Source organism: Modestobacter sp. SSW1-42, assembly GCF_046635825.1.
In the GTDB taxonomy this organism is placed as follows: Bacteria; Actinomycetota; Actinomycetes; order Mycobacteriales; family Geodermatophilaceae; genus Modestobacter.
This window is the reverse complement of the sequence record NZ_JBISCA010000001.1, coordinates 463,909-488,799: the sequence shown is the minus strand read 5'-3', so window position 1 is coordinate 488,799 and position 24,891 is coordinate 463,909. Positions and strand designations below refer to the sequence as shown.

The window sequence follows — 24,891 nt, the reverse complement described above, 5'->3', positions numbered from 1 at the left end:
GCTCAGTGCCCGGCCCGCCAGCCGCCGGATGTGGGGGCCGAAGTCGCGACTTCGGCCCCCATCCGGAGGGGATCAGCGGGTGCCGAGGAGCTCCAGGGCGTCGGCGGGGACCGAGGACATGTCCGGGCCGGCGGTGCGGGTGCGCTTGAGCTCCCAGAAGTCGGGCAGGTTGGCCAGCAGCACCGCGCCGTCGAAGGCCTTGCCGGCGTCCTCGCCGGTGGGCACCTTGCTGATCACCGGGCCGAAGAAGGCGACGCCGTCGATGTGCATGACCGGGGTGCCGACGTCCTCACCGACCGGGTCCATGCCGGCGTGGTGGCTGGCCTCCAGCGCCTCGTCGTACTCGGTGGACGTCGCGGCGGCGGCGAGCTCGGCGGGCAGGCCCACCCGCTCCAGCGCGGGGGCGACGACGTCGCCGATGTCGAGCTGGTCGTGGTGCCGCAGCGTGCCCATCGCGGTGTAGAGGTCGGCGAGCACGCCCTCGCCGTGCTGCTGGGCGGCGGCGATCAGCACGCGCACCGGGCCGATCGCGTCGGCCATCATCTGCTGGTACTCCTCGGGGAGGTCCCGGCCGCGGTTGAGCACCGACAGGCTCATCACGTGCCAGTGCACGTCCAGGTCGCGCACCTTGGCCGCCTCGAGCACCCAGCGGCTGGTCAGCCACGCCCACGGGCACAGCGGGTCGAACCAGAAGTCGACGCGGGCCTGGGCGGGCGAGCTCTGCACGGTCTCGGTCATGGGGTGCCTCTCGTTCGGTGGACGGGGGCCCGCGGCGCGCGCGGGCCGGTCATCGGTTGCGGCAAGTCGGGTCGCCGTCCGGGCATTCCCGCGGCCCGTCGCGACCACACCGGGGAGATCGTCGGTGCCGCATGGGAAGCTCCGGGGCGTGGCAGTTCCCAACCTGACTCGTGACGACGCCGCGGCCCGCGCCGCGCTGCTGAGCGTCTCCAGCTACGACCTCTCCCTCGACGTGACCGACGGCCACGGCCATCCCGGTGAGGAGACGTTCCGCTCGGTCACCACCGTGCGGTTCGAGGCCCGCACCCCCGGTGCGGACACCTTCATCGACCTGGTCGCCGAGCGCGTCCGGTCCGCGACGCTCAACGGCGTCGAGCTCGACCTCAGCGGCTACACCGAGGAGGGCGGTCTCGCGCTGCCCGGCCTCGCCGCGACCAACGAGCTCGTGGTCGACGCCGACTGCCGCTACTCCCGCACCGGCGAGGGCCTGCACCGCTTCGTCGACCCCGAGGACGGGCAGGTCTACCTCTACACGCACTTCGAGCCGGCCGAGGCCGCGAAGATGTTCGCCTGCTTCGACCAGCCCGACCTCAAGTCGGTCTTCACCGTGCACGTCACCGCGCCGTTCGACTGGCAGGTCGTGAGCAACACCGGCGACCGCACCATCGAGGCGGGCGAGGCCGGCTCCCAGCTGGTGCACTTCACCCCGACCAAGCGGATCTCGACCTACCTGGTCGCCCTGGTCGCCGGCCCCTACGCCCGGGTCACCGACCTGCACGACGGCATCCCGCTGGGCATCTACTGCCGCGCCTCGCTGGCCCAGCACCTGGACCCCGACGAGATCTTCGCCGTCACGAAGGCCGGCTTCGACTTCTACCACCGGGTGTTCGACTACCCGTACCCGTTCGACAAGTACGACCAGCTCTTCGTGCCCGAGTTCAACGCAGGCGCCATGGAGAACGCCGGCGCCGTGACCTTCCTGGAGGACTACGTCTTCCGGTCGAAGACCAGCCGGGCCCGCTACGAGCGGCGCGCCGAGACGATCCTGCACGAGCTGGCCCACATGTGGTTCGGCGACCTGGTGACCATGCGCTGGTGGGACGACCTGTGGCTCAACGAGTCCTTCGCCACCTACATCTCCACGCTGTGCCAGGCCGAGGCCACCGAGTACACGACCGCCTGGACGACGTTCGCCAACACCGAGAAGAGCTGGGCCTACGCCCAGGACCAGCTGCCCTCGACCCACCCGATCGCCGCCGACATGGTCGACGTCGCCGCGGTCGAGGTGAACTTCGACGGGATCACCTACGCCAAGGGCGCCTCGGTGCTCAAGCAGCTGGTCGCCTACGTGGGCCGCGACGAGTTCCTCGCCGGCGTGCGCCGCTACTTCCGCAAGCACGAGTACGGCAACACCACCCTCGCCGACCTGCTCGGCGAGCTGTCCGAGGCCTCGGGCCGCGACCTGTCCGACTGGTCGGCGCAGTGGCTGCAGACCAGCCAGGTCAACACCCTGCGCCCGGTGTACTCCCTCGACGACGACGGGCGGTACGCCACCTTCGCCATCGAGCAGACCGCGGTCGCCGAGCACCCGGTCCTGCGCCGGCACCGGCTGGCCGTGGGCCTGTACAGCTCCGGCCCCGACGGGCTGACCCGCTCGCACCGGGTCGAGCTGGACGTCGACGGCGCCCGCACCGAGGTCGAGGAGCTGATCGGCCACCCGGCCGCGGACCTGGTGCTGGTCAACGACGACGACCTCACCTACGCCAAGCTCCGCCTCGACGAGCGGTCACTGGCCACCCTGCGCAGCCAGATCGGGTCGCTCCCCGACTCGCTGCCCCGTGCGCTGTGCTGGTCGGCGGCCTGGGACATGACCCGTGACGGCGAGCTGCCCGCCCGCGAGTGGGTGCAGCTGGTGCTGGCCGGCGTCGACGCCGAGACCGAGATCAGCGTCGTGCAGTCACTGCTGGCCCGGGTGCAGTCGGCCCTGGCCTCCTACGTCGACCCGTCGTGGGCCCCCACCGGCTGGGCGCTGCTGGCCGACAAGGCGCTGGCCTCGCTGTCCACCGCGGCGCCGGGCAGCGACGCCCAGCTGCAGTGGTCGCGCACACTGGCCTCCGCCGCGCGCAGCGACGAGCACGTCGCCGCGCTCCGCGGGCTGCTCGACGGCTCGCTGGTCGTCGAGGGGCTCACCGTCGACGCCGACGCCCGCTGGTCCTTCCTGCAGGGGCTGGTGGCCATCGGTGCCGCCGGGGACGCCGAGATCGACGCCGAGGCCGCCCGCGACGCCACCGCCACCGGGATCCGCCGCACCGCCACCGCGCGGGCGCTGCGGCCCACGGCCGAGTCCAAGGCCGAGACCTGGGAGCGGGCGTTCACCGACGAGTCGATCCCGAACGCCGTGCACGAGGCGATGGTCGCCGGCTTCTGGCACCCGGCCCAGCAGGAGCTCACCACCCCCTACGTGCAGCGGTACTTCGCCGACATCAGCGGCCTGTGGGACCGCCGTCCGGGTGAGATCGCGAAGAACGCCGTCGAGTACCTCTTCCCGAAGGTGATCGCCGACGAGACCCTCGCCGCCGCCGACGAGTGGCTGACCGACGAGTCCGCGCCGCCGCCGCTGCGCCGGCTGGTCAGCGAGGGGCGCGACGGCGTGGCCCGCGCACTGTGGGCCCGCAAGCGGGACGCCTCCGCCTGAACGCCGGACGACGGGCCCCGGGACGCAGCTGCGTCCCGGGGCCCGTCGCCGTTCCGGCACCCCGCGCTGGTGTCCCGGGATCAGGTCACCTGGTCGTGCGTGCTCCGGGCTCACGGCACACGCCGAGCCAGGAGCACGCACGGGGAGCCAGGACGGCACCCGACCGGCAGCGCGGCCGAGAACGGCGCAGGCCCCACCCCCGGGGTCCGGGAGCGGGGCCTGTCGGCTGGCCCCCTTCCAGGGGCCCGCCGCGAGCGTGCGAGTGGTGGGGAGGAAGGGGGTCCTTCGTCAGTGACCGCCGCGGCGGGCCGGGTGGCCGGCGGAGTCGGACAGCTGGCGGAGGCCGTGCACGATGGCCCCGACCAGGTCGCCGGAGCCGAGCCGGTTGGTCATGGACAGCACGGCAAGAGCGCACGCGCGGTCGGGCAGCCGGCGGGCCGCGGCCGTGCCGGTGACGATCTCCAGGACCCGCTGCCCGGGCGAGATCGCGACCAGCACCGCGTTGCTGACGTCGCCGCCGGAGCGCTGGTGCAGGTCCTCGGCGGTGGCGCGGGTGTCGCGGCCCAGGTCGCCGATGTAGAGGGTGAACCGGAGGCCGGTCTCCTTCGACGACATGGTCAGCGCCTCGTCGACGCGGGCCAGGTCGCGGAAGGAGAAGATCCCGCGCTGGTTCTCGTCGACGACCGAGTTGACGGTGTCGTGCGTGGCGCCGTCTCCGGTGGTGTGGTGCTCGGACATCGGGGAGGGGTCTCCGGAGGACGACGGGGTGGAGGACAGTGCGGTGCTCATCGGGTCACCACGTCCCGCGCGCGCCGCCGGCGGCGCTGCGCCGCGGTGCGTCGGCCTCGTGGGTGGTGTGCGGGTGCTCGCCGAGCGCCAGCGCCGCGGCGGTGGCACCGATGCCGGCGGTCAGCGCGCGGGCGCCGGTGTGAGCGGCGACGGCGTGGCCGGTGCCGTGGTCGTCACCGTGGCCGGGGACGCCGGGCACGTCGGGGTGCGGCTCGTACCAGACCGCCTCGTGCTCCCACGGCTGGCCGGGCCGGTACCTGGTCTTGTCCTTCCCGCGGCCGGGGAGGAGCGTCAGGACGGCCAGGATCAGCACGGCCGCCAGCGGGACGACGCCGTAGATGAGCACGGTCTCGAGCACGGGCATGGCCGCAATCTACCGGGACCGCTGTGCACGGGCCCGGCAGGATCACCACAGGGCGGGGTGTCGATCCGCCCACGGGCGCGCGGCCTCCAACTGCGCCGACAGCGAGATCAGCGTGGCCTCGTCGGCCGGCCGGCCCACCAGCATCGTGCCGATCGGCAGGCCCTCCGGGGTCCACCACAGCGGCACGCTGACCGCGGGCTGGCCGGTGACGTTGTAGACGGCCGGGAAGGCCGCGTACTCCACCTGCCGCGCGAAGTCCGTGGCGCCGTCGTCGCCGAACCAGCCGACGGGCCGGGGCGGCATCGTGCAGACCGGCGCGAGCAGGACGTCGAACCCGCTGGTGGCCTGGACGAACCGGCGCGAGAACAGCCGCAGGGTCGCCATCGCCTCCATGACCTCCCGGGCACCCAGTGCCAGCCCCCGCTCGCGCAGGAACCGGGTCAGCGGCCGCAGCTGCCCGACCTGCCCGGGCCCGACCGGCAGGGTGGTCGCCGACAGTGCCCACACCACCTCGAAGGCCGGGAACACCTCCGGGGTCAGCGGGGTGGCCGGCAGGTCCTCCACGTCGTGGCCCAGGTCGGCCAGCAGCGCCGAGGCGTCCTCGAAGGCCGCCCGCACCTGCGGGTCCAGCTCGACCCCGCTCATCCCCGACTCCAGCTGACGACCGATCCGCAGCCGCCCCGGCGCGCGGTCGGCGGAACCGAGGAAGGTCTCCCCCGGCGGCAGCGGCGCGGCCCAGAACGGGTCGCCGCTCACCGGGCCGGCCATCGCGTCGAGCATCGCCGCGGCGTCCCGGACGGTGCGGGCCAGCGGACCCTGCACCCCGAGGCCGGTGGTCTCGCTGCCCAGCGGCGCGTTGCTGACCCGGCCCCGGCTGGGCTTGATGCCGAACAGCCCGTTGATGCCGGCCGGGATGCGGATCGACCCGCCGCCGTCGGAGCCCTGGGCGAAGGGCAGCATCCCGGCGGCCACAGCGACGGCGGCCCCGCCACTGGAGCCACCGGCCAGCAGCGTCGGGTCCCACGGGGACCGGGCGGGGCCGGCCAGCGCGTTGTCGGTGTAGCAGGGGAAACCGAACTCAGGGGTGTTCGTCTTGCCCAGGCTGATCGTCCCGGCCGCGGCCAGCTTGGCCACCACGGCGTCGTCGAACGACGGCACGAAGTCGGCCAGCACGGCCGACCCGAAGGTCGTGCGCACCCCGGCGGTGTTGTTCAGGTCCTTGATCGCGGTGGGCACGCCGTGCAGCGGCGGCAGCTCGCCGCCCTCCAGCACCGCGCGGTCGGCGACCGCGGCCGCGGCCAGCGCCCGCTCGGGCGTGACGGTCAGGAAGGCCCCCAGCGCGGCGTCCAGCGCCTCGATCCGGGCCAGGCAGTGCTGCACCAGCTCGGTCGGGCTCACCTCCCGCGCCCGGACGGCGGCGGCCTGCTCCAGCGCGGTGAGGTCGTGCAATTGCGTGCCCACGGACCGGGACGCTAGCCGTCCCCACCGACGGCGCGAGGACGGCCGGGACGTCGGACATCATGGCCGCGTGGACCTCACCCGCGCCGCCGCCGTCGCCGCCGACGCCACCGACCCGCTGGCCGGCTTCCGCGCCCGGTTCACCGGCACCGACGACGACGGGCCGGACCGGCAGCTGTACCTGGACGGCAACTCGCTGGGCCGGCTGCCGGTCGACACCCCGGCGGCGGTCGCCCGCGTGGTCGAGCAGGAGTGGGGCCGCGGGCTGGTGGGCTCCTGGGCCGGCTGGGTGGAGCAGTCCCGCCGCATCGGCGACGTCCTGGCCGCCGGGGTGCTGGGGGCCCGGCCCGGTGAGGTGCTGGTGGGCGACACGACCAGCGTCGACCTCTACAAGCTGCTGGTCGCCGCCGTCGACGCGCGCCCGGGCCGCGACGTGCTGGTCTGCTGCGCCGACGACTTCCCCACCGACCGCTACATCGTGGCCGGGGTGGCCGAGCAGCGCGGGATGACCGTGCGCTCGGTGGAGGCGCACATCGACGAGGGACTCGACCTGGGGGTGCTGGCGCAGGCGCTGGACGAGCGGGTCGCGGTCCTGGTGCTGTCGCAGGTGGCCTACCGGTCCGGCGCCCTGGTCGACATGGCGGCGGTGACCCGGCTGGCCCGCGAGCACGGCGCGCTGGTGGTCTGGGACCTCAGCCACGGCGCCGGCGCCGTGCCCGCCGAGCTGACCGCCGTCGGCGCGGACCTGGCCGTGGGCTGCACCTACAAGCACCTCAACGGCGGCCCCGGCGCCCCGGCCTTCCTCTACGTGCGCCAGGAGCTGCAGGACTCCCTGCGGCAGCCGATCTGGGGGTGGTTCGGCCAGCGCGACCAGTTCGCCATGGGCGCGGCCTACGACCCGGCCGAGGGCGTCGACCGGTTCGCCGTCGGCACTCCCCCGGTGCTGGCGATGGCCGCGGTGGAGGTCGGAGCCCGACTCACCGCGGAGGCCGGCATCGAGGCGATCGCGGACAAGGCGCGGGCGCTGACCGACCTGGTCGTGGCGCTGGCCGACGGCTGGCTGGCCGGGCACGGCGTCGCGGTCGCCAGCCCCCGGGACGCCGCCCGCCGCGGCGCGCACGTGTCACTGGCCCACCCCGCCGCCTGGCAGCTGACCCAGGCGCTGATCGACCGCGGCGTCGTCCCGGACTTCCGCACGCCGGACCGGCTGCGGCTGGGGCCCGCGCCGCTGTACACCCGGTTCGTCGACGTCTGGGACGCGATGGACCGGCTGCGCACCGTGCTCACCGACCGCTCGTACGAGGCGTACCCGGTCGAGCGCAGCCGGGTGACCTGACCGCAGGTGGGTCAGCGGGCGGTGGCGAAGACGACCAGGTCCTCCGTCGTCGCGCCGGAGCCCAGCGGGGTGAGGCAGGTGATGAGCACCAGCCGGCCCGGCACGGCCTCCCACACGTCGGTCGCCCCGGCGAGGTCGTCGGCGTCGTAGCGGGCGGTGCGGTCCACCGTGTAGTCGACCGTGCCGCCGGGGGTGCTCACCGAGACGACGTCCCCGGGGCCCAGGGCGGAGTCCCGGTGGTCCGGGGTGAGCAGCGGGTCGAAACCGGAGCTGCCCCGGCTGGTCGAGTGCGCCGCCAGGTAGATGGTGTTGTCGGCGTCCTCCGCCGCGCCGACGGGCTCGCCGTAGGGCTGCACCCAGTAGGCGGCGGTCAGCAGCGGCGGGTCGATCACCCCGTCCGGCGCCGACAGCGGCAGCACCGGCAGGTCCAGCCCGACCGCGTCGACCCGGACGTGCACCGCCGAGGACGGCGTCGTCCACGCCGTCGCGGTCGTGCGGGGCAGCGCGGTCGCCGCCGGCGGCGCACCGGAGGGCAGGGCGGTCACGCCGGCCGTCGCAGGACCGGCGGCCGCCAGCGTCCCCGCTCCGGACAGCCCGGCCCCGAGGACGACGGCCCCGGCGACCCCGAGGACGGCGCACCCGGTCAGCGCCGCCGTCCGTGGGCCCGGCCGCCGCACGTCAGTCCTGCGCGGCCGCGGCCGGACGGCGCCGCGGCCGCAGGACCACGGCCGCACCGAGCCCCGCGACCAGCAGCGCCGCTCCGCCCAGCGCGACCAGCAGCGCCGCTCCGCCCAGCGCGACCAGCGGCACCGAGGCGCCGGCGGCCGGGTCGGTCCAGCCGGTGTTGGACGCCAGGCCCGGGTTGAGCACCGGGACGGCCGCGGGCTGACCCGGCGCCGCGACGACGGGGACGACGGCGGCCGGTGCGGCCACCACGTCGAGGGCCAGGTAGACGGTCCACGAGGGCCCCGTCGGGTCGGAGCCGACGGCCAGCAGCAGCGCGTGCTCCCCGGTCGAGGAGTCCGCCGGCACGGTCAGCTCGGCCCCCGCGGCCGTGACGGTCACCGGGAGGAGCCACTCGGGGTACGGGCTGCCGCTGACGACCTCCTCGTCGGACTCCTCCGCGGAGTCGGGCGTGGGCTGCTCCGCGGGGTCGGCGGCGCCGTCGTCGACGGCCGACACGTCGTCCACGGCCCGGGCGGCCGCGGCGACGCGGGCCATCGCCGCCGCGGCGACCGACTCCGCCGGCGCGACCTCGGCGGGCGCGCGCTGACCGGCGAGCGCGCCGACGAGGACGCTCCACACCGTCGTCCCGCCGTCCTCGTCGGCGCCCGGGTCGACGTACGTCGCCTCGTACCAGCCGGAGGCGTGCCCCTCCTCGTAGCCGTCCTCGTAGCCGGAGTCCGCACCGGCCCGGGCGGCGTCGAAGGACGGCCCCTGCGCCGGGACGTGCTCCGTGTCCGGCCCGGCCTGCAGACCGGCCGCCCGGCCGTCGGTGTACCCGGCGTCGTACCCGGCCCAGAAGCCGTCGTCCGGTTCCGGTTCGCTGGGGATCAGCGTCGCGGTGACGTCGGTGAACGCGTCGAACCCGACGGTGCGCAGCAGGGACTCCGGCGGCAGGGTGAGACCGATCGTCGTCCCGGCGGTGACCGCGTAGGGCGCGCAGTCGGCGTCGTCGGCCGGGTCGCCGGCCGGCCACAGGTCGGTGCAGGGCAGCCCGGCGAAGGTGTGCGGCACGGGCGCCAGCGGGACCACCGAGCTGCCGGTGCCGGTGAACTCGAGCAGGTAGTACAGGTCCTCACCGGCGTCGACACCGGCCGCGGTGCCGGTGAGCCCCGCGACGGTGAGCAGGCCCAGCGGACCGCTGGTGGCATCGGTCGGCAGCGTGATGCGGACGCCGCCACCGGCGGGCTCGGCGACGTCCAGGTGCCCGGCCCCGGGCTCCTCCGACGACAGGCTGCGGGTCGGCTCCTCGTCGGTCTCGGCACCGGTCTGCAGCAGGTAGGTGGCCGCCGAGCCGTCCACACCCGAGGGCAGCTGCAGGTCCACCGCGCCGCCCCACGCGACCTCCACGGGGACGAGCTCGCCCCCGCCGTCCTCGGTGAAGGGTGCCCGGTTCTCCTCCGCCGACAGGTACAGCTCGACCCGGGACGGGGACAGCGGGATGGTCGGGCCGGTGGCCGCGCCCGCCGGGGTCACGCCCAGACCCAGGGCGACCAGGACGGCCAGCGCGCCGACGGCGGCGCGGGGCAGGGTGCGCATCGACACGAGGACGCCTCTCGACAGCGGCGTCCAGCACGCCGACGCGCCGAAAGGTAGGGCACGACCGGCCGCACCGGACGCCGCGACGCACCTGTGGTGCTGCTGTGACGAGGCGACCGCGCAGGTCAGGCGCTGACCGGCTCCGCCATCCCCAGCCACTCGCGCCAGCGCGGGTCGACCGTGCGGTGGCCGAGCAGCCGCCAGGCCGCGCCGCTGGGCGCGCCGGGCGGGTGCGGCAGCGACCAGCCCATCTCCGCCAGCGACCGGTCGGCCTTGACGTGGTTGCAGCGGCGGCAGGCGGCGACGACGTTGTCCCAGGTGTGCGTCCCGCCCCGGCTGCGCGGCACCACGTGGTCGATGCTCGTGGCCGACGCCCCGCAGTAGACGCAGGTCGAGGAGTCGCGGGTGAACACCGCCCGGCGCGACAGCGGCACCTGCACCGGGAACGGCACCCGCACGTAGCGGGTCAGCCGCACGACGACCGGCACCGCCAGGGTGACCCGTTCGGCGTGCACCTCGTCGTCGCCGACGTCGACGCTCTCGGCCTTGGCGGCGAGCACGAGCACGATCGCGCGCCGGCTGGAGACCACGCACAACGGCTCGTAGGTGGCGTTGAGCAGCAACGTGGCGCCGGTGGTGGCCGCCGGCTGCGCGGGTGGGGCGACCGGGTCACGCCGGGGAGCGGCGCGGACGGACGCGGACGGGAGTGCGGTGAGCGACACGGGACACCTCCGGGTGCCCGCCGCCACCGACGGCTTCGACAGCCCACGGGCACCCCCATCCTGCACCGGAATCGGCCACGGCGGGCGGCGGGCGTCACACCCCGGCACTACCGTCGCCCTCGTGCGCTACCCCGACGCTCCCCGCCTGGACCTGGTCGAGAACCTGCACGGCCACTCGGTCGCCGACCCCTACCGCTGGCTGGAGGACGCCGCCGACCCGCGCACGGTCGCCTGGGCCGCCGCCCAGGACGAGCTGGCCGCCGGCCTGCTCGGCTCGCTGCCGACCCGGCCGGTGTTCGCCGAGCGGCTCGAGCGGCTGGTGCACGCCGGCGCCGTCGGGGTGCCCGTCTGGCGCCGCGGCCGGGCCTTCTCCACCCGCCGCGACCCGGGCCAGGAGCACGCCGTCCTGCGGGTCACCGAGCCCGACGGCACCGTCCGGGTGCTGGTCGACCCCACCGCGCTCGACCCGGCCGGCACCACCACCCTCGACGCCTGGCAGCCCTCCTGGGAGGGCGACCGGCTGGCCTACCAGCTGTCGGTCGGCGGTGACGAGGAGTCGCAGCTGTTCGTCCTGGACGTCGCCACCGGCGAGGTCGTCGAGGGCCCGGTCGACCGCTGCCGCTACTCCCCCGTGGGCTGGCTGCCCGGCGGCGAGGAGCTGTTCTACGTGCGCCGGCTGGCCCCGGAGCTGGTGCCGGCCGGGGAGGAGCAGTTCCACCGCCGGGTGTGGCGCCACCGGGTGGGCACCGACCCCGACACCGACGTCCTGGTGCACGGCGAGGGCAGCGACCCCTCCACCTACTTCGGCGCCCGCACGAGCGCCGACGGCCGCTGGCTGGTGGTCTCCGCCTCGGTGGGCACCGCCCCGCGCGACGACGTGTGGCTGGCCGACCTGGCCGGCGACGGACGGCTGCGCGAGCTGCAGGTCGGCGTCGACGCGCAGACCGCCGCCTGGGTCGCCCGCGACGGCCGGCTGTGGCTGCACACCGACCGCGACGCCCCGCGCGGCCGGCTCGTCGTCGCCGACCCCGCCGACCCGGCCAGCTGGGCCCCGGACGCCTGGCGCGAGGTCGTGCCGCAGCAGCCCGACGGCGTGCTGACCGACGTCGCCCTGGTCGACGGCGTGGACGGCGCCCTGACCGTGCTCGCCGTGCACGCGGTCGACGCCACCGACCGGCTCTCCCTGTGGGCCGGTGACGGGAGCGGCGCACGCGGGCAGGTGACCGACCTGCAGCCGGGGAGCATCTCCGCCGTCAGCGCGCCGCCCGAGGGCGGGACCACCGCCTGGGTGGGCTTCACCGACTACTCGACCCCGCCCTCGGTGCTGCGCTGGGACGCCACCGAGCCGACCGCGCTGACCGAGCACGAGAAGGCGCCGACCACGGCCACGGTCCTGTCGGTGCAGGTCGTCGAGGCACACGCGACCTCCGCCGACGGGACGCCGGTGCACCTGTTCGTGCTCTCGCCCTCCGGGATGCCCGACACCCCGCGCCCGACCGTGCTCTACGGCTACGGCGGCTTCAACGTCTCCCTCACCCCGGCCTACAGCGCGCAGGCGCTGGCCTGGGTCGCCGCCGGGGGCGTGTGGGTCGTGGCCAACCTGCGCGGCGGCTCTGAGCACGGCGAGGAGTGGCATCGCGCCGGGATGCGCGAGCACAAGCAAAACGTCTTCGACGACTTCGCCGCCGCGGCGCAGCACCTGGTCGCCGCGGGCTGGACGACGCCGGCCCAGCTGGCCGTGATGGGCGGCTCCAACGGCGGTCTGCTCGTGGGGGCGATGGCCACCCAGCACCCCGACCTGGTGGCCGCGGTCGTCTGCAGCGCACCGCTGCTGGACATGGTGCGGTACGAGCTGTTCGGCCTGGGCCGCACCTGGAACGACGAGTACGGCACCGCCGCCGACCCGGTGGAGCTCGGGTGGCTGCTGGGCTACTCGCCCTACCACCGGGTGGTCGAGGGCACCGCCTACCCGGCGGTGCTGTTCACGACCTTCGAGTCCGACACCCGGGTCGACCCGCTGCACGCCCGCAAGCTGGCCGCGGCGCTGCAGCACGCCACGTCGGCGGAGGCGCCGATCGTGCTGCGCCGCGAGCTGTCGGTGGGGCACGGGGCGCGCGCGGTCAGCCGGACGGTCGGCCTGGCCGCCGACCAGCTGGCGTTCCTCGCCGCACACACCGGCCTCGCGCCGGCACCGGCCTGACCGGAGCCCAGCCCGCCGGCCCCGCCGGGGTCCGGCGGGCCGCGCCGCGCCGCGCCGCGCCCGGGCCGGACCGGCCGGTCCGGTTCCACCTGCCAGAATCCCCCGCCATGGGGGGTGCACGATCGGTCACCGACGGCGAGGACACGACGGCCGGCGCGGAACGCGGATGAGCGGCGACCGTCCGCCGGGCGACCGGCCGGCCACCTACGGGCAGGTCTTCGCCGTCCGCGAGTTCCGGCCGCTGTTCGGCTCCTACCTGCTGTCCACGATCGGCGACGAGCTCGCCCGGGTGGCGCTGACCGTGCTGGTCTACCAGCGCACCGACTCGGCGCTGCTGGCCGCGCTCACCTTCGCGATCAGCTACCTGCCGTGGCTGCTGGGCGGGCCGGTGCTCTCCGCGCTGGCCGACCGGCTGCCCCGGCACCGCGTGCTGATCGGCAGCGACGTCGCCCGGGCGGTCCTGGTGGCCGCGATGGCCGTCCCGGGCACGCCGCTGCCGGCGCTGCTGGCCCTGCTGCTGGTGGTCTCGCTGTTCGCACCACCGTTCGAGGCGGCCCGTTCCGCGCTGATGGCCGACGTCCTCGAGGGCGACCGCTACGCGGTGGCCACCTCGCTCACCGGCATCACCGGCCAGGCGGCCCAGCTGATCGGCTTCGGCCTCGGCGGCGCGCTGCTCGCCCAGTTCTCGGCCTCGGCCGCACTGCTGATGAACGCGGCCACCTTCGCCGTCTCCGCCGGCTGGCTCGCCCTCGTCCTGCAGCGCCGGCCCGCACCGGTCCAGGACGCCGCCGGCCCGCCGCGGTCGCTGCTGCAGGACACCGCCGTCGGGCTGCGCCTGGTCGCCGGGGCACCGCGGCTGCGGGCGATCGTCGGGGTGCTGTGGGTGGCGGCGCTGTTCGTCAACGCCCCCGAGGGGATCGCCGCACCCTGGACCCTGCAGCTGCAGGACGCCGTCGGAGCCACCGGTCTGCTGCTGGCCGCCAACCCGGCCGGCACGGCGGTCGGTGGGGTGATCGTGGGCCGGTTCTGCCCACCGGCCCTGCGCGACCGGCTGCTCACCCCGCTGGTGGCCCTCTCGCTCGGCGGGGTCCTGCTGGCCGGGCTGGTGCCGCTGGTGCTCGACCGCGGCACCACGTCCTTCGTCGTCGTCCTGGTCCTGCTCTTCGTCGCGGGACTGGGCGGCGCCTGCTCGATCCCGCTCAACGTCGCCTTCGTCCAGGCGGTGCCCAGCGCCTACCGCGGCCGGGCCTTCGGGGTGGCGGTGGCCGGGCTCTACGGCGTCCAGGGGCTGGGTGCGGTGCTGGCCGGGGCGGGCGCCGACGTGCTCCGGCCCAGCACCGTGGTCGCGCTGTCGGGGGCGATCGGGCTGGTCGCCGTCGTCGTCCCGCTGCTGGCGCTGCGCCGCTCGTCGCCGGTGGTGGGAGACGCTGCCCACGTGGCCTCGGGCCCGGCGGCTGGGGGACCATCGCAGGCATGACCCAGAGCGCGTCCCCGTCGGAGGCCGAGACCTTCTACGCCCAGATCGGCGGCGAACCCGCCTTCCGCGCGCTGGTGGCCCACTTCTACGCCGCCGTCCGCGAGGACCCCGTCCTGCGCCCGATGTACCCCGGCGACGACTGGGACGGCGCGGAGACCCGGCTGCGGATGTTCCTGCAGCAGTACTGGGGCGGGCCGCGGACCTACTCCGAGGAGCGCGGGCACCCCCGGCTGCGGATGCGGCACGCGCCGTTCGCCATCGACGACGCCGCACGGGAGGCCTGGCTGACCCACATGCGCGCCGCGGTCGACTCGCTGGGGCTCACCGCCGAGCAGGACGCCACGTTGTGGGGTTACCTGGAGATGGCGGCGCACAGCATGCAGAACCGGTGGCCCGAGGGGGCCGGCGGGACGCTGTCCATCTGACCCGGCGCCGTTCCCGCGCCCACACCCGCAGGAGACCCCGCTGAGCGAGCACCCGACGTCCGCGACCGCCACGACCGCCGACTGGTGGCGGGAGGCGGTGTTCTACCAGGTCTACATCCGCAGCTTCGCCGACGCCTCCGGCGACGGCGTCGGTGACCTCGCCGGCATCCGGACGCGGTTGCCGCACCTGGTCGACCTGGGCATCGACGCGCTGTGGATCACGCCGTTCTACCCCTCGCCGATGGCCGACCACGGCTACGACGTCGCCGACCCGCGCGGCGTCGAGCCGACGTTCGGCGACCTCCCCGGCTTCGACGCCCTGCTCGCCGACGCGCACGCCGCCGGCCTGAAGGTGACCGTCGACCTGGTGCCCAACCACAGCTCGTCGGCGCACGTCTGGTTCGCCGAGGCGCTGGCGTCGGCGCCCGGCTCCCCGGCGCGGGCCCGGTACTTCTTCCGCGACGGCCGCGGCGTCGACGGCAGCGAGCCGCCCAACAACTGGCCCTCGGTGTTCGGCGGCCCGGCCTGGACCCGCGTGCCCGACGGCCAGTGGTACCTGCACCTGTTCGCCCCCGAGCAGCCCGACCTGGACTTCGGCCACCCCGAGGTCGTCGCCGACCTCGAGGAGACGCTGCACTTCTGGCTGCGCCGCGGGGTCGACGGCTTCCGCATCGACGTCGCGCACGGCATGGCCAAGCCCGACGGGCTGCCGGACATGGTGCCGGCCGAGGACACCGGCCTGTTCGCCGACGACGGCCCCGGCGACCTGCGCTTCGACCAGGACGGCGTGCACGCGCTGCACCGGCGGGTGCGGGCCGTGCTCGACCAGTACGACGACCGGATGGCCGTTGGCGAGGTCTGGGTGTTCGACGACGAGCGGCTGGCCGCCTACCTGCGCCCCGACGAGCTGCACCTGGCGTTCAACTTCCGGCTGCTGACCGCCGACTGGGACGCAGCGTCGCTGCGCTCGGCCGTCGAGCACTCGCTGGCCACCGTCGAGCCCACGCCGGCGCCGGCCTGCTGGGTGCTGTCCAACCACGACCGGCCGCGGCACGTCACGCGCTACGGCGGCGGCGAGCTGGGCACCCGGCGCGCCCGGGCCGCGGCGCTGCTGCAGCTCGCGCTGCCCGGCGTCGCCTACGTCTACAACGGCGACGAGCTCGGCATGCCCGACGTCGACCTGCCCGACGAGGTGCTGCAAGACCCGATCTGGGAGCGGTCCGGGCGCACCGAGCGCGGCCGGGACGGCTGCCGGGTGCCGGTCCCGTGGGCCGGCGACGCCCCCGCCTACGACTTCTCCGCCGCCTCCGACACCTGGCTGCCGATGCCGGCCGGCTGGGGCCCGCTGACCGCACAGGCACAGGCCGGCGACCCGGCCTCGATGCTGTCGCTCTACCGGACGGCGCTGGCGCTGCGGCGCACGTCGCCGGTGTTCGCCGGCGCCGACGTGCAGTGGCTGCCCGCACCCGAGGGCTGCCTGGCCTTCCGCCGGTCCGGCGGGCTGGTGTGCCTGGTCAACCTCTCCGGCGCGCCGGTGCCGCTGCCCGAGGGTGAGGTCCTGCTGTCCAGCGAGCCCGTCACGGACGGCGCGGTGCCGGTGGACGCGGCGGTCTGGCTGCACGGCTGACCGACCCGGCGGGCGCCTCCCGGGACCAGCCGTCCCGGGAGGCGGACCCCCCGTCGGCAGGTAGCATCCGATTGATCACTCAGCGTCGCGGGACGCTGCTCCACCGTCCGCCGACCTGGCGCGGACCCGCACCCGGGAGGCCCGCCATGACGTTGTTGCAGGTCGAGGGTCTGCGGAAGTCCTTCGGCGCCCGGCACGTCCTCAAGGGCGTCTCGTTCAGCATCGGCGAGGGCGAGATCGTCGGGCTCGTCGGCACGAACGGCGCGGGCAAGTCGACGCTCGGCGACGTGCTCGCCGGCATCACCGCCGCCGACGCCGGCACCATGACGTTGCGCGGCCGGCCCTGTGCCCCGCTGTCGGCCGAGGACGCCCGCCTGCTGGGCATCGGCGTCGTCGAGCAGCTCGTGCGCATCGACCCGGCGCTGACCGTCGCCCAAGCGGTGTTCCGCGGCACCGACCAGGCCGGGCGCCCGCAGGCCGAGCTCCGCGGGCCGGCGGCCGCGCTGCTCGCCGAGGTCACCCTGGACGTCGACCCGGACACCCCTGTCGGGGAGCTGCCGCACTTCGTGCACGGGCTGGTGGAGATCGCCCGCGTGCTGGCCGAGGACACGCAGGTGGTCGTCCTCGACGAGGTGTCGGCGGCGCTGCTGCCGCTGGAGGTCACCAGCCTGCACGCCGTCGTCGGCCGGCTCCGCCGGCAGGGCCGGGGCGTGCTCTACATCAGCCACCGGCTGCCCGAGCTGCTCGCGGTGGTCGACCGCGTGCTGGTGCTGCGCGACGGGCGGATCGCGCTGGACACCCCGGCCACCGAGCTCGACCCCGTCCGGCTGGCCGCCGAGACCGTCGGTGAGCCCGTCGCCCTGCCCCCGGCCCGCGTCGCTCCCCCGGTACCGGCCCAGGCCGCCGCGCGCCCGCCGGCGCCGCGGGCCGGCGACGACGAGGTCGCCCTGCAGGTGCGCAACCTCCGGGTGCCCGGCGCCGTGGACGGCGTCGACCTCCAGCTGCGCCGGGGTGAGGTGATCGGCCTGACCGGACACCGGTCCTCCGGCGTCCGGGAGATCGCCGGCGCGCTCTCCGGCGAGCTGCCCGCCGTCACCGACGAGCTGCTCCTGCACGGCGAGCCGCGGCGGCTGGGCACGGCGGCGGGCGAGGACGCGCTGCAGCTGCCCGTCTACCGCGCCGACGACGACGCCTACGGGGTCGACCCCGGCGAGACGATCGCCCGCACCCTCACCCAGGAGGCGTGGGGCACCCTCAGCGACCTGCACAAGGAGATCGCCACGCTGCGCGGCGTGATCCGCACGGTGCACCAGATGGACGTCAAGACCCTGAGCATCCGCACCGTCTTCGGCGCGCTGTCCGGCGGCGACCAGCACAAGCTCGCGCTGGCCCGGTGGATGTCCTCGGCCCGCGACGTCGTCGTCCTGCACGAGCCCACCCGCGGGCTGGACGTGCGCGCCCGTCAGCAGGTGCGCCAGCTGCTGGACGACGCCACCGAGCACGGGACGTCGGTGGTCGTGGTGTCCGTGGACCCCGACGAGCTGGCCGAGTGCTGCGACCGCGTGGGCATCGTCTCCGGCGGCCGGGTCACGCGCTGGATCGAGGCCGGAGACCTCGCCGTCGACACCGTCCGCGACCGGATCCTCGAGGCCGCCACCGCCGCGTGAGGGCGGTCTCCGGCGGTGCCACCCGTGCAGGCGGCACCGCCGGTGGGTGTCAGACCGCCACGCCGGCGGCGACCGAGCGCAGCTTGTGCCGCGCCAGCGCGAGGTTCGCCGTCGTCCGGTTGAGCACCAGGTAGATGAACAGGCCGGCGTTGCCCTGGCCGCGGAGCACGTTGATCAGGTGGTACTGGCCCTGCAGCGTGATCAGGACGTCCTCGATCTCGTCCTTGAGCTCCAGGTCGGTGATCGTGCGCAGCTTGGCGCGGACCACGTTCGAGTTCCCGGCGGCCGCGACGTTGAGGTCGAAGCCGGGGTTGCCGCCGGTCGCGAGGGCCATGCCGCTGTCGATGTCGACGATCGCGGCGCCGGTGGCGCCGTCGATGGCGAGCAGGTCGGCGATGACGTTGTCGAGCTGGGCCACGGTGGGGGCTCCTGTCGTTGTCGGGGAGGTGCGCGGCGGACTGCTGCGCACCGGTTCGGGACGTTCGCCGGGTGGCGGGGCCGTCTCGTCGGGGGCGGGCGCGGCAGGGGCACGGCCGGGTCCGGAGCTGTCGTCGGGCGCCCGGTCCGGTGGCCGCAGGGCTCCCGGGTGGGGGTCCTGCGGTGCGGGGCGCCCCCACGAGAGGAGCGACGCCCACCACCCGGTTGCCATGCTGTGATCCACCTTCGCCGAGGGGCTCCGGACCTCAGCGAACACGTCCGCGGCGGCCCGGGCAAACCGGCGGGCGTATCTGCAGGTGAGCGGGCAGGCACGTACGGCAACCGGTCGGAGGCCCTCCCCGGCGCACCACGCGGGCCCGGGACCGCGCTCCCGACCGGCGGGCCGGGGCAGCGAGGGGTAGGGCAGACTCTCTGCCGATCGACGGCGCGCTGCGCCGTCCCGCTCCCCCAGGAGGACCCGTGGCCACTGCCTCGATGCCCGCGCTGCCGGCGCGCACGCTCGTGCTCGCCGACCTCGTCCCGGCCGTCCGCGCCCGCAACGCGGGGCTGGTCGCCCTCGGCGTGCTGTTCACCGCACTGCTGGCCCAGGTGTCCGTGCCGGTGCCGGGTTCGCCGGTCCCGATCACCGGCCAGACGCTGGCCGTGGTGCTCACCGCCGCCAGCCTCGGCCCGGTGCGCGGCGTCGCCGTGCAGGCCTCCTACATCCTGGCCGCGCTCGTCGGGCTGCCGTTCTACTCCGAGGCCACCGGCGGTGTCGACGTGGTGTTCGGTGCCACCGGTGGCTACGTGGTCGGCTTCATCCCGGCCGCCTGGCTGATCGGCCTGGCCGCCCGCCGCGGCATGGACCGCGAGCCGCTGAAGGCCGCGCCGCTGTTCGTCGCCGGTCAGGCGGTCATCTTCGCCGTCGGGGTCCCGTGGCTGGCGGTCAGCGCCGGGATGTCGGCGGGGCAGGCCCTGGACGCCGGCTTCTACCCGTTCATCCTCGGCGGGCTGGTCAAGGCCGCGATCGCGGCCGGCGTGCTCGCCGGCGCCTGGCGGCTCGCCCGGCGCAGCTGACGCACCCGCACCCCGACCGCCCCGCTGCCGTGCACCTGGCAGCGGGGCGGTCGTCGTCCCGGCCCCGGACGACGGCAGGCGCCGGGGCCGTCCACGACGTGGGACCTAGGCCTGGACCTCCGCGTCGTCGCCGTAGCGCGCGAGGAAGACCTTCTCCTCCGGGGTGAGCCGGCGCGGGCGGTTCGTGGCGAAGTCGTAGGTGACCAGCACCGTGCTGCCCGTGACCGCGAGCTGCCCGTGGTCGAACAGCTCGTAGTGGCAGGTGAAGGCGGCCGACCGGACGCCGGACACCCAGACCTGCACCTCCAGCGGCGCGGCGTCGTAGACCACCGGCCGCTTGTAGGTGACCTCGTGCGAGGCCACGACGATGCCGCGGCGCAGGCCGGTCTTCTCGTCGTGGGTGGGGTGGTCGAAGAACAGGTCGACCCGGGCGGTCTCGAAGTAGCCGAGGAAGGCCACGTTGTTGACGTGCTGGTAGGCGTCCATGTCCGACCAGCGCATCGGGACCGCGACGGTGTGCCTCACCCGCGCCAGCCTGCCAGCCGTGCCCGGTGACCCCGCACGACGGGTCCGACCCGGCCCGTCCTGCCCTCAGGCACCGGGTCCCGGACGCACCGGCGAGGCGGCGTCCCCGCGTCGGGCGAGGGACCATCGACAGGGGATCGCGGTGCACGGGCCGCAAGGACCCCGGGCCGGAGGGCGGCGAGGGAGGACGGGTGCGTGACGGGGCGGGCGTGCACGAAGCGGCGGTACCGCGACGAGGAGACGGCGCGGCTCGCCCTGGCCCGTATCCACGACGCCGGGGACGCGCGGGAGCGGACCCCGCAGCGCGCCTACCGCTGCCCCCGGTGCCGTGGCTGGCACCTCACGTCCTGGCCGGCCACCCTGCCCGGGTCACCGACGGCCCGGTGACCTGCCCGGCGCACCCGCTCGCGATCGCCGGCCGGTCCGCGTGACCGGGAGCTGGAGCGACGGCGCGCCCGGCGTGCTGCCCCTGCCGTCGGGACGCCGCGTGCGCGGCCGGGGTCTGGGCGCCCCGCTGCCGGCCGGCCCGCCGCCGGACGTCGGGCTGTACCTGCTCGGCCGCCGGCCGGAGCCGGTGCCGTGGGAGCAGCACTGGGTCCGCTGGCCGGACTTCCGGCTGCCGCGGGACCCCGCACAGCTGCGGGCCGAGCTCACGGACCTGTGGGAGCGCGCGGCCGGGGAACGGGTGGAGGTCGCCTGCTCCGGCGGGACCGGCCGCACCGGCACCGGGCTGGCCTGCCTCGCCGTCCTGGACGGGGTCCCGGCGAGCGAGGCGGTGGCGTACGTGCGGGCGCACTACCGGCCCCGCGCGGTGGAGACCCCGGCGCAGCGCCGGTTCGTCGCCCGGTTCTCCCCGTGACAAGCCACAGGCCGGCCGGAGCGGGTGCTCCGGCCGGCCTGCGGTGCACGGCCCCGTCGCAGGGGCCCGCGCCGAGGAACGAGGCGTGGGAGGCGACGGGGTCCTTCGTCAGTCGCGGGTGAGCTTGCGGTAGGTGGCGCGGGTCGGGCGGAGGGCGTCGACGCCCAGCCGCTGGACCTTGTTCTTCTCGTAGTCGTCGAAGTTGCCCTCGAACCAGAACCACTTCGAGTCGCCCTCGTAGGCCAGGATGTGCGTCGCCACCCGGTCGAGGAACCACCGGTCGTGGCTGACCACCACGGCGCAGCCGGGGAACTCCAGCAGCGCGCTCTCCAGGCTGGTGAGCGTCTCGACGTCGAGGTCGTTGGTGGGCTCGTCGAGCAGCAGCAGGTTGCCGCCCTGCTTGAGGGTCAGCGCCAGGTTCAGCCGGTTGCGCTCACCACCGGAGAGCACGCCGGCCTTCTTCTGCTGGTCCGGGCCCTTGAACCCGAAGGCGGAGACGTAGGCGCGCGAGGGCATCTCGACGTTGCCGACCTTGATGTGGTCCAGACCGTCGGAGACGACCTCCCACAGGCTCTTGTTCGGGTCGATCCCGCTGCGGTTCTGCTCGACGTAGCTGATCTTGACCGTCTCGCCGACCTTCACGTCGCCGTCGTCGGGCTTGTCCTGGTCGACCAGCATCTTGAACAGCGTGGTCTTGCCGGCGCCGTTGGGGCCGACGACGCCGACGATGCCGTTGCGCGGCAGCGTGAAGGACAGGTCGTCGATCAGCACCCGGTCACCGAAGCCCTTGGTGAGGTGCTTGGTCTCGATGACGATGCTGCCCAGCCGCGGGCCCGGCGGGATCTGGATCTCCTCGAAGTCCAGCTTGCGGAACTTGTCGGCCTCGGCCGCCATCTCCTCGTACCGGGCCAGCCGGGACTTGCTCTTGGCCTGGCGGGCCTTGGCGCCGGAGCGCACCCACTCCAGCTCGTCCTTGAGCCGCTTGGCGCGCTTGGCGTCCTTCTGCCCCTCGACCTTCAGCCGGGTGGCCTTGGTCTCCAGGTAGGTCGAGTAGTTGCCCTCGTAGGGGTAGGCGCGGCCGCGGTCGAGCTCGAGGATCCACTCGGCGACGTTGTCCAGGAAGTACCGGTCGTGGGTGACGGCGACGACGGTGCCGGCGTACTTCTCCAGGTGCTGCTCCAGCCACGCGACGCTCTCGGCGTCCAGGTGGTTGGTGGGCTCGTCGAGCAGCAGCAGGTCGGGTGCCTCGAGCAGCAGCTTGCACAGCGCCACGCGGCGGCGCTCACCACCGGAGAGGACCGTCACGTCGGCGTCGCCGGGCGGGCAGCGCAGCGCGTCCATGGCCTGCTCGATGCGGTTGTCGAGCTCCCAGCCGTCGGCGTTCTCGATGACCTCCATCAGCTCGCCCTGCTCGGCGAGGAGGGCGTCGAAGTCGGCGTCGGGCTCGCCCATCGCCTCGCTGACCTGCTCGAAGCGGGTCAGCGCGGCACGGAGGTCCTTGACGGCCTCCTCGACGTTGCCGCGGACGTCGAGCTCCTCGTTGAGCGGCGGCTCCTGCTGGAGCATGCCCACCGTGGCGCCCGGGGCGAGCACGACGTCGCCGTTGGAGGCGGTCTCCATCCCGGCCATGATCTTGAGGACCGTCGACTTGCCGGCGCCGTTGGGGCCGACGACGCCGATCTTGGCGCCCGGCAGGAACGCCAGGGTGACGTCGTCGAGGATCACCTTGTCGCCGTGCGCCTTGCGCGCACGGACCATCGAGTAGATGTACTGAGCCACTGGGGGTCGGTGCCTTCCGTCGGTGAGGGGGCAGGGCAGGGCAGCCGTCGCCGGCGTCTCCCGGCCCCGCCCCCTGCGTTCTCAGCTCCGATCCTCCCAGTCCGGGAGGCTCACGTCAGCGTCGGCACCGCGGCACGGTCGCCGGTGAGGTCGGAGTCCGCCTCGTGCAACGCCCCCTCACCCTCGATGTAGTCCGTGGGCCGGTCGGCCCACGGGTCGTCGGCCGGCGGCTCGGCGGCGGTGTCGTCCGGGACACCGGTGGGCCCGGCCTGCGCGGCCGGCCGGGCGGTGCGGCGGAACTCGGCGGTCCCCCGGGCCAGGTCCGGGGCGACGTGCGCTGCGCGGATCTGCGGCCGGCTGCGCCGCCCCTGCTCGGTGTCCCACGAGTGCGTGTAGAGCTCACCGCGCACCACCACCGGGTCGCCCTTGCTCAGGGTGTGCGAGACGTTGCCGCCCAGCTCACCCCAGCACTCGACGTCGACCCAGAGGGTGCGGTTGTCGGTCCAGGCCTGCGTCTCCCGGTCGAAGCGGCGGGAGGTCGAGGCCATGCGGAAGTTGGTGACGCCGTCGCCGCTGGGCAGCCGGCTGCGCTGCGGCGGGGTGACGATGTTGCCGACGACGGTGACGAGGCATTCGTTCACGGTGCTCCTCCGGTGTTGGGCCGCGGCGACCTGCCGCGGTGCGACCACCGTCGCGCCCGGGACCCCCGGCGGCCCAGGCCTCCGCCGGACCTGTGGACCCGCGCTCCCGCTGTGGAGGGCGGCCGGCACCGGGGACGCGGTCCGGCTACGGCACCAGGCCGCGGACGGTCCACGCCCGGGCGGTCAGCGCGATGCTGCCGTCGTCCCGCACCGGCAGACTGCGCCGCAGCTCCTCCCGGACGGCGTCCCGGACGTCCTCGGTCAGCGACGCGACGTAGACCGGCGCGTGTCCGGTGCCGCCGAGGAAGGGGGTCCACAGGTCGTCGAAGTCCGCGAACACGGTCGGGACGTCGATCGCGCCGGTGACCACGTCGGTGAGCCCGGCGCCGGTGAAGACGGCCTCCAGGGGGCCGGGCGCGCAGATCGGGAAGCGGGCGCCCTCGTCGTGCCCCGCGCCCGCCGGGTCGACCCGGGCGGCGGCGGCCCAGAACGCGCGCATCATGTCCATGCCCCCGGCGTAGTCCCACACGTAGGCGGCGACGGTGCCACCGGACACCGCCGCGCGGCGCCAGTCGGCCACCGCCGCGCCGGGGTCGGGCAGGAAGTGGAGCACCAGCCCGGCGACGACGACGTCGGCCGACCCGTCGCCGACGGGGAGCGCGGCGGCGTCCCCCGTGCCGAACGAGGCGCGCGGGTCGAGCACGTGCGCGGCGGCGTGCCGGACGAACGCCGGCGACCGGTCGATCCCCCGGACGCCGGCCGGCTCGGCCAGCTCCAGGACGGTCTCGGTGAGGGCGCCGGTACCGCAGCCGACGTCGAGCCACCGGCGTCCGGCCGGGACGCCCAGCCCGGCGACGAACTCCCGGGCCACCGGTCGGCCCCACCTGCCGATGTACGCCTCGTACCGGTCCGCGTCCGACCACGACGCGGTCACCGCCGTCCCGTCCGGCATCCCCCACCTCCCCCTCGTCCCGGTGATGGTGCCCCAACCGGTCGAGCCGATGGGATGATGCGGGCGCGAGCGCCCGTAGCTCAGTGGACAGAGCAGGTGCCTTCTAAGCACTTGGTCGCAGGTTCGATCCCTGCCGGGCGCGCTCACGGCGCCGGCGCCGGCGCACCCGGGGAGACGCGCTCGCACCGACCCGTTCGGTGGACGACGCGAACGCTGGCCGGGCCGGGACGTGCGAGGAGGGCCCTGTCACACCCCCGGCTCGGCGGGCCCCGGAGCAGGTGGGACGACCACGCAACGGGTAGGGCGCACGGCATGACCACCCCGACCCCCTCCCCTGCCGGCCACACCCCCGAGGGCGGTGTGCTGGTGGGCAGCGACAACGCCCGCCGGAAGCTCGTCGTCTTCGAGGACCCGCAGTGCCCCTACTGCCGCCAGTTCGAGGACGCCTCCGGCGACCTGCTGCGGCGTGAGGTCTCCTCCGGCTCGGTCTCCGTCGAGTACCGGATGCGCAGCTTCCTCGGCCCGGAGTCCGTGCGCGCGGCCAACGCGCTGGCGCTGGCCGCCGAGGCCGGGCACTTCGACCAGCTGCGGCGGGAACTGTTCGCTGACCAGCCGGCCGAGCAGACCGGCGGCTTCACCGCCGACGAGCTCGTCGAACTGGGCCGCAGGGCCGGCCTGACCAGCCCGGACTTCGTGTCCGGCGTGCGGGAGGGCCGGTACGCCGACTGGGTGGTCGAGCGGGAGGCGGCGTTCCTGGCGCAGGACCCGGAGGGCACGCCGCAGGCGCAGCTCGACGGTGAGTGGGTCGACGCCGAGGTGCTCTACGACCCGGAGGCCCTCGGGGCGCTCGTCCGCGGCTGACCCGCCGAGGCCGGCTGACG

The 24,891-nt window shown here is 75.2% G+C and carries 22 protein-coding genes and 1 tRNA gene; 11 read left to right on the top strand and 12 right to left on the bottom strand.

Annotated features, from left to right (window positions below; genetic code table 11):
* Positions 1 to 72 precede the first annotated feature (72 nt).
* Positions 73 to 738 (bottom strand): DsbA family protein, encoded by a 666-nt coding sequence (locus tag ACGBYP_RS02440; protein WP_411581675.1) that lies wholly within the window; start codon positions 736 to 738, stop codon positions 73 to 75.
* Between the two features lie 148 nt (positions 739 to 886).
* Between ACGBYP_RS02440 and pepN the strand changes: the two genes are divergently transcribed.
* Positions 887 to 3,433 carry an aminopeptidase N gene (pepN, locus tag ACGBYP_RS02435; RefSeq protein ID WP_411581674.1) on the top strand — a complete coding sequence of 849 codons (2,547 nt, stop codon included), beginning with the start codon at positions 887 to 889 and terminating at the stop codon, positions 3,431 to 3,433.
* A 288-nt stretch (positions 3,434 to 3,721) separates the two neighbouring features.
* Here the strand turns inward: pepN and ACGBYP_RS02430 are convergent, their stop codons facing one another.
* From ACGBYP_RS02430 to ACGBYP_RS02420, 3 genes are read right to left on the bottom strand one after another with little or no spacing between them, the layout of a single operon-like run.
* Complete coding sequence (locus tag ACGBYP_RS02430; RefSeq protein ID WP_411581673.1) at positions 3,722 to 4,222, bottom strand: DUF5130 family protein; 501 nt, start codon at positions 4,220 to 4,222, stop codon at positions 3,722 to 3,724.
* A gap of 4 nt (positions 4,223 to 4,226) precedes the next feature.
* Positions 4,227 to 4,586: a hypothetical protein gene (locus ACGBYP_RS02425; protein ID WP_411581672.1), complete on the bottom strand. Its 360-nt coding sequence runs from the start codon at positions 4,584 to 4,586 to the stop codon at positions 4,227 to 4,229.
* A gap of 42 nt (positions 4,587 to 4,628) precedes the next feature.
* Entirely contained in the window at positions 4,629 to 6,047 is a 1,419-nt protein-coding gene (locus ACGBYP_RS02420; RefSeq protein ID WP_411581671.1) for an amidase, read from the bottom strand.
* A gap of 67 nt (positions 6,048 to 6,114) precedes the next feature.
* On the opposite strand from ACGBYP_RS02420, the gene kynU reads away from it, so the two are divergent.
* Entirely contained in the window at positions 6,115 to 7,380 is a 1,266-nt protein-coding gene (kynU, locus tag ACGBYP_RS02415; RefSeq protein ID WP_411581670.1) for a kynureninase, read from the top strand.
* Between the two features lie 11 nt (positions 7,381 to 7,391).
* Here the strand turns inward: kynU and ACGBYP_RS02410 are convergent, their stop codons facing one another.
* The 3 genes from ACGBYP_RS02410 to ACGBYP_RS02400 form a co-directional block, all read right to left on the bottom strand.
* The gene (locus tag ACGBYP_RS02410; RefSeq protein ID WP_411581669.1) at positions 7,392 to 8,057 is read right to left on the bottom strand and encodes a class F sortase; all 666 of its coding nucleotides are present in this window, start codon (positions 8,055 to 8,057) and stop codon (positions 7,392 to 7,394) included.
* Position 8,058: 1 nt separating this feature from the next.
* Positions 8,059 to 9,642, bottom strand: coding sequence for a hypothetical protein (locus ACGBYP_RS02405; RefSeq protein ID WP_411581668.1), 1,584 nt, complete (start codon positions 9,640 to 9,642; stop codon positions 8,059 to 8,061).
* 125 nt (positions 9,643 to 9,767) lie between these two features.
* Positions 9,768 to 10,265: an HNH endonuclease gene (locus ACGBYP_RS02400; RefSeq protein WP_411582221.1), complete on the bottom strand. Its 498-nt coding sequence runs from the start codon at positions 10,263 to 10,265 to the stop codon at positions 9,768 to 9,770.
* Between the two features lie 220 nt (positions 10,266 to 10,485).
* On the opposite strand from ACGBYP_RS02400, the gene ACGBYP_RS02395 reads away from it, so the two are divergent.
* The 5 genes from ACGBYP_RS02395 to ACGBYP_RS02375 all read left to right on the top strand — a co-directional run bounded on the left by ACGBYP_RS02395 (position 10,486) and on the right by ACGBYP_RS02375 (position 17,760).
* Positions 10,486 to 12,564 (top strand): prolyl oligopeptidase family serine peptidase, encoded by a 2,079-nt coding sequence (locus ACGBYP_RS02395; protein WP_411581667.1) that lies wholly within the window; start codon positions 10,486 to 10,488, stop codon positions 12,562 to 12,564.
* 166 nt (positions 12,565 to 12,730) lie between these two features.
* Positions 12,731 to 14,041, top strand: coding sequence for an MFS transporter (locus ACGBYP_RS02390; protein ID WP_411581666.1), 1,311 nt, complete (start codon positions 12,731 to 12,733; stop codon positions 14,039 to 14,041).
* Positions 14,038 to 14,466 carry a globin gene (locus ACGBYP_RS02385; protein WP_411581665.1) on the top strand — a complete coding sequence of 143 codons (429 nt, stop codon included), beginning with the start codon at positions 14,038 to 14,040 and terminating at the stop codon, positions 14,464 to 14,466. The genes ACGBYP_RS02390 and ACGBYP_RS02385 overlap by 4 nt, the downstream gene beginning before the upstream one ends.
* 97 nt (positions 14,467 to 14,563) lie before the next feature.
* Positions 14,564 to 16,093 (top strand): glycoside hydrolase family 13 protein, encoded by a 1,530-nt coding sequence (locus ACGBYP_RS02380; RefSeq protein WP_411581664.1) that lies wholly within the window; start codon positions 14,564 to 14,566, stop codon positions 16,091 to 16,093.
* 146 nt (positions 16,094 to 16,239) lie between these two features.
* Positions 16,240 to 17,760 carry an ATP-binding cassette domain-containing protein gene (locus ACGBYP_RS02375; protein WP_411581663.1) on the top strand — a complete coding sequence of 507 codons (1,521 nt, stop codon included), beginning with the start codon at positions 16,240 to 16,242 and terminating at the stop codon, positions 17,758 to 17,760.
* Between the two features lie 49 nt (positions 17,761 to 17,809).
* On the opposite strand, the gene ACGBYP_RS02370 is transcribed toward ACGBYP_RS02375, so the two are convergent.
* Positions 17,810 to 18,178, bottom strand: a complete 369-nt coding sequence (locus tag ACGBYP_RS02370; RefSeq protein WP_411581662.1) for a hypothetical protein — start codon at positions 18,176 to 18,178, stop codon at positions 17,810 to 17,812.
* A gap of 479 nt (positions 18,179 to 18,657) precedes the next feature.
* Here ACGBYP_RS02370 and ACGBYP_RS02365 point away from each other — a divergent pair, with 479 nt between their 5' ends.
* A complete protein-coding gene (locus tag ACGBYP_RS02365; protein ID WP_411581661.1) occupies positions 18,658 to 19,254 on the top strand; it encodes a biotin transporter BioY in 597 nt (198 codons plus the stop codon).
* Between the two features lie 105 nt (positions 19,255 to 19,359).
* Here ACGBYP_RS02365 and ACGBYP_RS02360 read toward each other — a convergent pair whose 3' ends face one another.
* Positions 19,360 to 19,779 carry an acyl-CoA thioesterase gene (locus tag ACGBYP_RS02360; RefSeq protein ID WP_411581660.1) on the bottom strand — a complete coding sequence of 140 codons (420 nt, stop codon included), beginning with the start codon at positions 19,777 to 19,779 and terminating at the stop codon, positions 19,360 to 19,362.
* Positions 19,780 to 20,266: 487 nt separating this feature from the next.
* Here ACGBYP_RS02360 and ACGBYP_RS02355 point away from each other — a divergent pair, with 487 nt between their 5' ends.
* Positions 20,267 to 20,638, top strand: a complete 372-nt coding sequence (locus tag ACGBYP_RS02355) for a protein-tyrosine phosphatase family protein (protein WP_411581659.1) — start codon at positions 20,267 to 20,269, stop codon at positions 20,636 to 20,638.
* A 108-nt stretch (positions 20,639 to 20,746) separates the two neighbouring features.
* On the opposite strand, the gene ettA is transcribed toward ACGBYP_RS02355, so the two are convergent.
* The 3 genes from ettA to ACGBYP_RS02340 all read right to left on the bottom strand — a co-directional run bounded on the left by ettA (position 20,747) and on the right by ACGBYP_RS02340 (position 24,010).
* Positions 20,747 to 22,417: an energy-dependent translational throttle protein EttA gene (gene ettA, locus ACGBYP_RS02350; RefSeq protein ID WP_411581658.1), complete on the bottom strand. Its 1,671-nt coding sequence runs from the start codon at positions 22,415 to 22,417 to the stop codon at positions 20,747 to 20,749.
* Positions 22,418 to 22,527: 110 nt separating this feature from the next.
* Complete coding sequence (gene ssb, locus ACGBYP_RS02345; protein WP_411581657.1) at positions 22,528 to 23,058, bottom strand: single-stranded DNA-binding protein; 531 nt, start codon at positions 23,056 to 23,058, stop codon at positions 22,528 to 22,530.
* 145 nt (positions 23,059 to 23,203) lie between these two features.
* A complete protein-coding gene (locus ACGBYP_RS02340) occupies positions 23,204 to 24,010 on the bottom strand; it encodes a class I SAM-dependent methyltransferase (RefSeq protein WP_411581656.1) in 807 nt (268 codons plus the stop codon).
* Between the two features lie 69 nt (positions 24,011 to 24,079).
* Here ACGBYP_RS02340 and ACGBYP_RS02335 point away from each other — a divergent pair.
* Both ACGBYP_RS02335 and ACGBYP_RS02330 read left to right on the top strand, forming a co-directional pair.
* Positions 24,080 to 24,152: transfer RNA gene (locus tag ACGBYP_RS02335), tRNA-Arg, on the top strand.
* Positions 24,153 to 24,322: 170 nt separating this feature from the next.
* Positions 24,323 to 24,871 carry a DsbA family protein gene (locus tag ACGBYP_RS02330; protein WP_411581655.1) on the top strand — a complete coding sequence of 183 codons (549 nt, stop codon included), beginning with the start codon at positions 24,323 to 24,325 and terminating at the stop codon, positions 24,869 to 24,871.
* Positions 24,872 to 24,891: the final 20 nt, after the last annotated feature.

What these genes read in the sequence shown, in the direction of transcription:
- ACGBYP_RS02430 (WP_411581673.1), bottom strand. Translation starts at nt 4,222, where the DNA reads ATGAGCACCGCACTGTCCTCCACCCCGTCGTCCTCCGGAGACCCCTCC.
- ACGBYP_RS02385 (WP_411581665.1), top strand. Translation starts at nt 14,038, where the DNA reads ATGACCCAGAGCGCGTCCCCGTCGGAGGCCGAGACCTTCTACGCCCAG.
- ACGBYP_RS02375 (WP_411581663.1), top strand. Translation starts at nt 16,240, where the DNA reads ATGACGTTGTTGCAGGTCGAGGGTCTGCGGAAGTCCTTCGGCGCCCGG.
- ACGBYP_RS02340 (WP_411581656.1), bottom strand. Translation starts at nt 24,010, where the DNA reads ATGCCGGACGGGACGGCGGTGACCGCGTCGTGGTCGGACGCGGACCGG.
- ACGBYP_RS02440 (WP_411581675.1), bottom strand. Translation starts at nt 738, where the DNA reads ATGACCGAGACCGTGCAGAGCTCGCCCGCCCAGGCCCGCGTCGACTTC.
- ACGBYP_RS02425 (WP_411581672.1), bottom strand. Translation starts at nt 4,586, where the DNA reads ATGCCCGTGCTCGAGACCGTGCTCATCTACGGCGTCGTCCCGCTGGCG.
- ACGBYP_RS02405 (WP_411581668.1), bottom strand. Translation starts at nt 9,642, where the DNA reads ATGCGCACCCTGCCCCGCGCCGCCGTCGGCGCGCTGGCCGTCCTGGTC.
- ACGBYP_RS02330 (WP_411581655.1), top strand. Translation starts at nt 24,323, where the DNA reads ATGACCACCCCGACCCCCTCCCCTGCCGGCCACACCCCCGAGGGCGGT.
- ACGBYP_RS02390 (WP_411581666.1), top strand. Translation starts at nt 12,731, where the DNA reads ATGAGCGGCGACCGTCCGCCGGGCGACCGGCCGGCCACCTACGGGCAG.